Origin of the sequence: Pseudomonas sp. R62, assembly GCF_000257605.1 — a bacterium.
GTDB classification, from domain to species: Bacteria; Pseudomonadota; Gammaproteobacteria; order Pseudomonadales; family Pseudomonadaceae; genus Aquipseudomonas; species Aquipseudomonas atacamensis.
In genome coordinates this window covers 112,735-118,528 of sequence record NZ_JH635999.1, presented here as the reverse complement: position 1 = coordinate 118,528, position 5,794 = coordinate 112,735, and the positions used below count along the sequence as shown (strand labels likewise).

6 protein-coding genes are annotated in these 5,794 nt (G+C 60.5%); all 6 read left to right on the top strand.

The window, feature by feature from the left end; genetic code table 11:
* A partial coding sequence (gene puuE / locus OQK_RS18950; RefSeq protein WP_038861392.1) for an allantoinase PuuE occupies positions 1-818 on the top strand: 818 nt, incomplete at its 5' end.
* On the top strand, positions 815-1,330 hold the full coding sequence (gene uraD / locus OQK_RS18945) for a 2-oxo-4-hydroxy-4-carboxy-5-ureidoimidazoline decarboxylase (protein ID WP_016773760.1): 516 nt from the start codon (positions 815-817) through the stop codon (positions 1,328-1,330). The genes puuE and uraD, both read left to right, overlap by 4 nt.
* A gap of 87 nt (positions 1,331-1,417) precedes the next feature.
* The gene (gene alc / locus OQK_RS18940; RefSeq protein WP_016773759.1) at positions 1,418-2,413 is read left to right on the top strand and encodes an allantoicase; all 996 of its coding nucleotides are present in this window, start codon (positions 1,418-1,420) and stop codon (positions 2,411-2,413) included.
* A gap of 141 nt (positions 2,414-2,554) precedes the next feature.
* Positions 2,555-3,058 carry an ureidoglycolate lyase gene (locus tag OQK_RS18935; RefSeq protein ID WP_016773758.1) on the top strand — a complete coding sequence of 168 codons (504 nt, stop codon included), beginning with the start codon at positions 2,555-2,557 and terminating at the stop codon, positions 3,056-3,058.
* Between the two features lie 51 nt (positions 3,059-3,109).
* Positions 3,110-4,423, top strand: a complete 1,314-nt coding sequence (locus OQK_RS18930; RefSeq protein ID WP_016773757.1) for a urate hydroxylase PuuD — start codon at positions 3,110-3,112, stop codon at positions 4,421-4,423.
* A gap of 168 nt (positions 4,424-4,591) precedes the next feature.
* The coding region (locus OQK_RS18925) for a nucleobase:cation symporter-2 family protein (RefSeq protein ID WP_016773756.1) at positions 4,592-5,794 on the top strand (1,203 nt) is incomplete at its 3' end.

The following is a 5,794-nucleotide window of genomic DNA, read 5'->3' as shown; positions in this document are numbered from 1 at the left end:
AAGGTGGCGAGCGCAACATTCTGCACGGCGACAAGGAATCCGAAGCCTTCCTCTCCGAAATGGTCGCCGCTCAGCCGCTGCAAGGCGCGCGCAACATGAGCATGGAATCGCTTTACGAGTATGGCAGCCGCGCCGGCGTCTGGCGCATTTTGAAGCTGTTCAAGGAATTCGATATTCCGCTGACCATCTTCGCCGTGGCCATGGCCGCCCAGCGTCACCCGGACGTGATCCGTGCGATGGTCGAGGCCGGCCATGAAATCTGCAGCCATGGCTACCGCTGGATCGACTACCAGTACATGGACGAAGCGCAGGAACGCGAGCACATGCTCGAAGCGATCCGCATCCTCACCGAACTGACCGGCGAACGTCCGCTGGGCTGGTACACCGGCCGCACCGGGCCGAACACCCGTCGACTGGTCATGGAAGAAGGCGGTTTCCTCTACGACTGCGACACCTACGACGACGACCTGCCCTACTGGGAGCCGAATAACCCGACCGGCAAGCCGCATCTGGTGATCCCTTACACCCTCGACACCAACGACATGCGCTTCACGCAAGTGCAGGGTTTCAACAAGGGTGACGATTTCTTCGAATACCTCAAAGACGCCTTCGACGTGCTTTACGCCGAAGGTGCCGAAGCGCCGAAAATGCTTTCGATCGGTCTGCACTGTCGCCTGATCGGCCGTCCTGGTCGCCTCGCTTCGCTCAAGCGCTTTATCGAATACGCCAAAAGTCATGAACAGGTGTGGTTCAGCCGTCGCGTCGACATCGCGCGTCACTGGCAAGAAACCCACCCGTACCAAGGGACTGCAAAATGAGCCGCTTTCAAACCCTGCAACCGTCGACCCTGAGCCGCGACGCTTTCGTCAAAGCCTTCGCCGACATCTACGAACATTCGCCATGGGTGGCCGAAAAGGCCTACGACCTCGGTGCGGACGCTTCGATCGACGAGATCGAAACCCTGCACCAGCGCATGAGCGATATCCTGTTGAGCGCCGATCATGCCAGCCAGCTGGCCCTGATCAACGCTCACCCGGACCTGGCCGGCAAAGCTGCCGTCCAGGGCCAACTGACCGAAGCCAGCACCAATGAACAGGCTGGCGCCGGTATTCACCAATGCACGGCCGAAGAGTTCCAGCGCTTCACCGAGCTGAACGACGCCTACAAAGCCAAGTTCAAGTTTCCCTTCATCATGGCGGTAAAAGGCAGCAACCGGCATCAGATCCTCGCGGCGTTCGAAACGCGCATCAACAATTCGGTGGAAGCCGAGTTCAAATGCGCGCTGGCGGAGATCAACAAGATTGCCCTGTTCCGTTTACTGACTCTTTAGCAAGCCTGGCCCGAGCGTGAATGAACGCGCAAACGCCCAGGGCCCTGCGAGCATCCCCAGCCAACTTATCAAAGGCAGACAAGAAGAATGAAAGCTTACGCCGTACCTTTCGAAAAATACGTCAACCTGGCCGACGCCCGTCTGGGCACCAAGATCATTTCGGTCACCGATGACTGGTTCGCAGACGCCAATCGTCTGTTCCAACCGACCCCGGCCGTATGGAAGGAGGGCGTGTTCGACGACAACGGCAAGTGGATGGACGGCTGGGAGTCGCGCCGCAAGCGCTTCGAAGGTTTCGACAGCGCGGTGATCCGTCTGGGCGTACCGGGCTCGATCAAAGGCGTGGACATCGACACTTCATTCTTCACCGGCAACTACCCGCCATCGGCCTCGCTGGAAGCGTGCTTCCTGGCCTCGGGCGAGCCGGATGAAAACACCCAGTGGACCGAAGTGCTGTCGGCCGTCGAGCTGCAGGGCAACAGCCACCACTACCACGAAATCAGCAACGACAAAGCGTTCAGCCACCTGCGCTTCAACATCTACCCGGACGGTGGTGTTGCCCGTCTGCGCGTATACGGCATTCCGTTCCGCGACTGGTCCGCTGTGGGCGACAACGAGCAAGTGGACTTGGCAGCAGCCCTCAACGGTGGCCGCGCCCTCGCCTGCTCCGACGAACACTTCGGCCGCATGAGCAACATCCTCAACCCGGGCCGTGGCATCAACATGGGCGACGGCTGGGAAACCGCGCGTCGTCGCACGCCGGGCAATGACTGGGTGATCGTCGCGCTGGGTCATCCGGGCGAGATCGAGAAGATCGTCGTCGACACCCTGCACTTCAAAGGCAACTACCCGGACACTTGCTCGATCCAGGGCGCGTTCGTCAAGGGCGGCACCGACAGCCAGATCGAAACCCAGTCGCTGTTCTGGCGCGAACTGTTGCCAAGCCAGAAGCTGGAAATGCACGCCGAACATACCTTCGTCGAGCAGATCAAGGCACTCGGCCCGATCACCCACATCCGCCTGAACGTGTTCCCGGATGGTGGCGTGAGTCGCCTGCGTGTATTGGGCAAGGTCGCTAAATAACACTGCAATGATCGTTCCCACGCTCTGCGTGGGAATGCATCACTGGACGCTCTGCGTCCGCTTTGGATGTGACGCGGAGCGTCACGGGCTGCATTCCCACGCAGAGCGTGGGAACGATCACTCAACGAAAAGAAGAACAGCATGCGCACATTGACGATTGAACCGCTGACCAAAGAAGCCTTCGCCCCTTTCGGTGACGTGATCGAAACCGACGGCAGCGATCACTTCATGATCAACAACGGTTCGACCATGCGCTTCCACAAATTGGCGACGGTCGAAACCGCGACGCCTGAGGACAACGCGATCATCAGTATTTTCCGCGCCGACGCGCAGGACATGCCGCTGACCGTTTGCATGCTGGAACGCCATCCGCTGGGCAGCCAGGCTTTCATTCCGCTGCTCGGCAACCCCTTTCTGATCGTGGTCGCGCCAGTTGGCGATGAACCTGTATCAGGCTTGGTCCGCGCCTTCGTCACCAACGGCAGGCAGGGCATCAATTACCATCGCGGCGTCTGGCACCACCCGGTGCTGACGATCGAAAAGCGGGATGACTTCCTGGTGGTTGATCGCAGTGGCACAGGCAATAACTGCGATGAGCATTTTTTCAAAGAGGATGAGCGGTTGATCCTCGCCCCCCACCAATAAGAGAAGGTCTGATCACTCGACAACAAGAGTGACAGGCGAGAGGTAAAGACTGTGGAAGCACATCTGTTGGAATGGCTGAACCTGAGCGTGCGCTGGGTTCACATGATCACTGGCGTGGCCTGGATCGGCGCGTCGTTCTACTTCGTCTGGCTGGAGAACAACCTCAACCGCGTCAACCCGAAAACCGGTTTGGCCGGTGATCTGTGGGCGATCCACGGCGGCGGCATCTACCACCTGGAAAAATACAAACTGGCCCCACCGTCCATGCCGGACAATCTGCACTGGTTCAAGTGGGAAGCCTACTTCACCTGGATGTCGGGGATCGCGCTGCTGTGCGTGGTGTTCTACTCCAATCCGGTGCTCTACCTCGTGGCACCCGGCAGTGGCCTCAGCGGTCCTGAAGGCGTGGCCATCGGTATCGGCTCGCTGATCGTCGGCTGGTTCGTCTACGACTTCCTCTGCGATTCGGCGCTGGGCAAGAAACCCGCCCTGCTCGGCTTCATCCTGTTCGTGCTGATCATTGCCGCGGCCTATGGCTTCAGCAAAGTGTTCAGCGGGCGTGGTGCGTACCTGCACGTCGGCGCGATCATCGGCACCATCATGGTCGGCAACGTGTTCCGCATCATCATGCCGGCGCAACGGGCACTGGTCGCGGCGATCGCCGAGAACCGCACGCCTGATCCGGCCCTGCCGGCCAAGGGTCTGCTGCGTTCGCGTCACAACAACTACTTCACCCTGCCAGTGCTGTTCATCATGATCAGCAACCACTTCCCGAGCACTTACGGCAGCCAGTACAACTGGTTGATCCTCGCCGGGATCGCAGTGTTGGCGGTATTGGTGCGTCACTACTTCAACACCCGTCACGACAGCCACAAGTTTGCCTGGACCCTGCCGGTGGCAGCGGTGGGCATGATCTGCCTGGCCTACGTCACTGGCCCGACGCCGATGTCGACTGCACCTGAAGTGGCCAAGGCACCGGCGAAAATCGAGTACCAACCGCTGCCGGAAACGGCACTGGGCGGTGGCGCGAAACCGGCCGAAGCGGCGCAACCTGCGGCACCCGCAGCCCCTGCGGCGGCACCCGCGCAAGCCTCGAATGCCGGCCCCGGTTTCGACAAAGTACACAACGTGATTCAAGAGCGTTGCACGGTGTGCCACTCGTCCAAGCCGACCAGCCCGTTGTTCAGCGCAGCCCCGGCCGGTGTGATGTTCGACACCCCCGAGCAGATCCGCCAGAACGCCGCGCGCATTCAGGCGCAAGCCATCACTACGCAGATCATGCCACTGGGCAACATCACCCAGATGACCCAGCAGGAACGTGACCTGATCGGTGCCTGGATTGCCCAGGGAGCGCAGACCAATTAATCGTTAAAAGCATCGCTGGCAAGCCAGCTCCCACAGGGTTTTGCATTGCCTGTGTGGGAGCGGGCTTGCCCGCGAATGGCCGCTCCGCGGTCCCCCTGATGCAAAGAAACAGCTGCAAGCAACCCGGCAGCTGTTAATCACAAGAATAAAAAAGATCCGAGGTGTTGCATGTCCGAGCTGTCCAAAGCGCGCATCCCCGACGCACCCGCCATTCAGCGTTTGCCCCTTTTGCAACTGATCCTGGTCGGTCTGCAACATGTTTTGCTGATGTACGGCGGTGCCATCGCGGTGCCGCTGATCATCGGACAGGCCGCTGGCCTGAGTCGTGAAGAAATCGCCTTCCTGATCAACGCCGACCTGCTCGTCGCCGGCATCGCCACTATCGTGCAGTCGCTCGGCATCGGCCCGATGGGTATTCGCATGCCGGTGATGATGGGTGCCAGTTTCGCTGCGGTCGGCAGCATGGTGGCCATGGCCGGCATGCCCGGCATCGGTCTGCAAGGGATCTTTGGTGCGACGATCGCCGCCGGTTTCTTCGGCATGCTGATCGCGCCGTTCATGTCCAAGGTCGTGCGCTTCTTCCCGCCGCTGGTGACCGGCACGGTCATCACCTCGATCGGTTTATCGCTGTTTCCCGTGGCCGTGAACTGGGCCGGTGGCGGGGTCGATGCCGCGCAATTCGGATCGCCGATTTATCTGGCCATCGCCGCGCTGGTGCTGGCCACCATCCTGTTGGTTCACCGCTTCATGCGCGGTTTCTGGGTCAATATTTCGGTGCTGATCGGCATGTGCCTGGGCTACGTACTGTGCGGCGCGATCGGCATGGTCGACCTCAGCGGCATGGCCAGCGCACCATGGATTCAGTTCGTAACTCCACTGCATTTCGGCATGCCGAAATTCGAGCTGGCACCGATTCTGTCGATGTGTCTGGTGGTGGTGATCATCTTCGTCGAGTCCACCGGGATGTTCCTCGCGCTGGGCAAAATCACCGGCCAGGAAGTCTGCCCGCGCATGCTTCGTCGCGGCTTGCTGTGCGATGCCGGCGCGTCGTTTTTCGCCGGTTTCTTCAACACCTTCACCCACTCCTCGTTCGCGCAGAACATCGGCCTGGTGCAGATGACCGGCGTGCGCTGCCGTTCGGTGACCATCGTTGCCGGTGGTCTGCTGATCGTCCTCAGCCTGTTGCCGAAAGCGGCGTTTCTGGTGGCATCGATTCCACCGGCGGTGCTGGGCGGTGCGGCGATTGCGATGTTCGGCATGGTCGCCGCGACTGGCATCAAAATCCTCCAAGAGGCGGACATCGGTGACCGCCGCAATCAGCTGCTGGTCGCGGTGAGCATCGGCATGGGCCTGATCCCGGTGGTGCGTCCG

Excerpts from the sequence above, each read along its gene's own strand:
- uraD (WP_016773760.1), top strand. The coding sequence starts at position 815 with ATGAGCCGCTTTCAAACCCTGCAACCGTCGACCCTGAGCCGCGACGCT.
- alc (WP_016773759.1), top strand. The coding sequence starts at position 1,418 with ATGAAAGCTTACGCCGTACCTTTCGAAAAATACGTCAACCTGGCCGAC.
- OQK_RS18935 (WP_016773758.1), top strand. The coding sequence starts at position 2,555 with ATGCGCACATTGACGATTGAACCGCTGACCAAAGAAGCCTTCGCCCCT.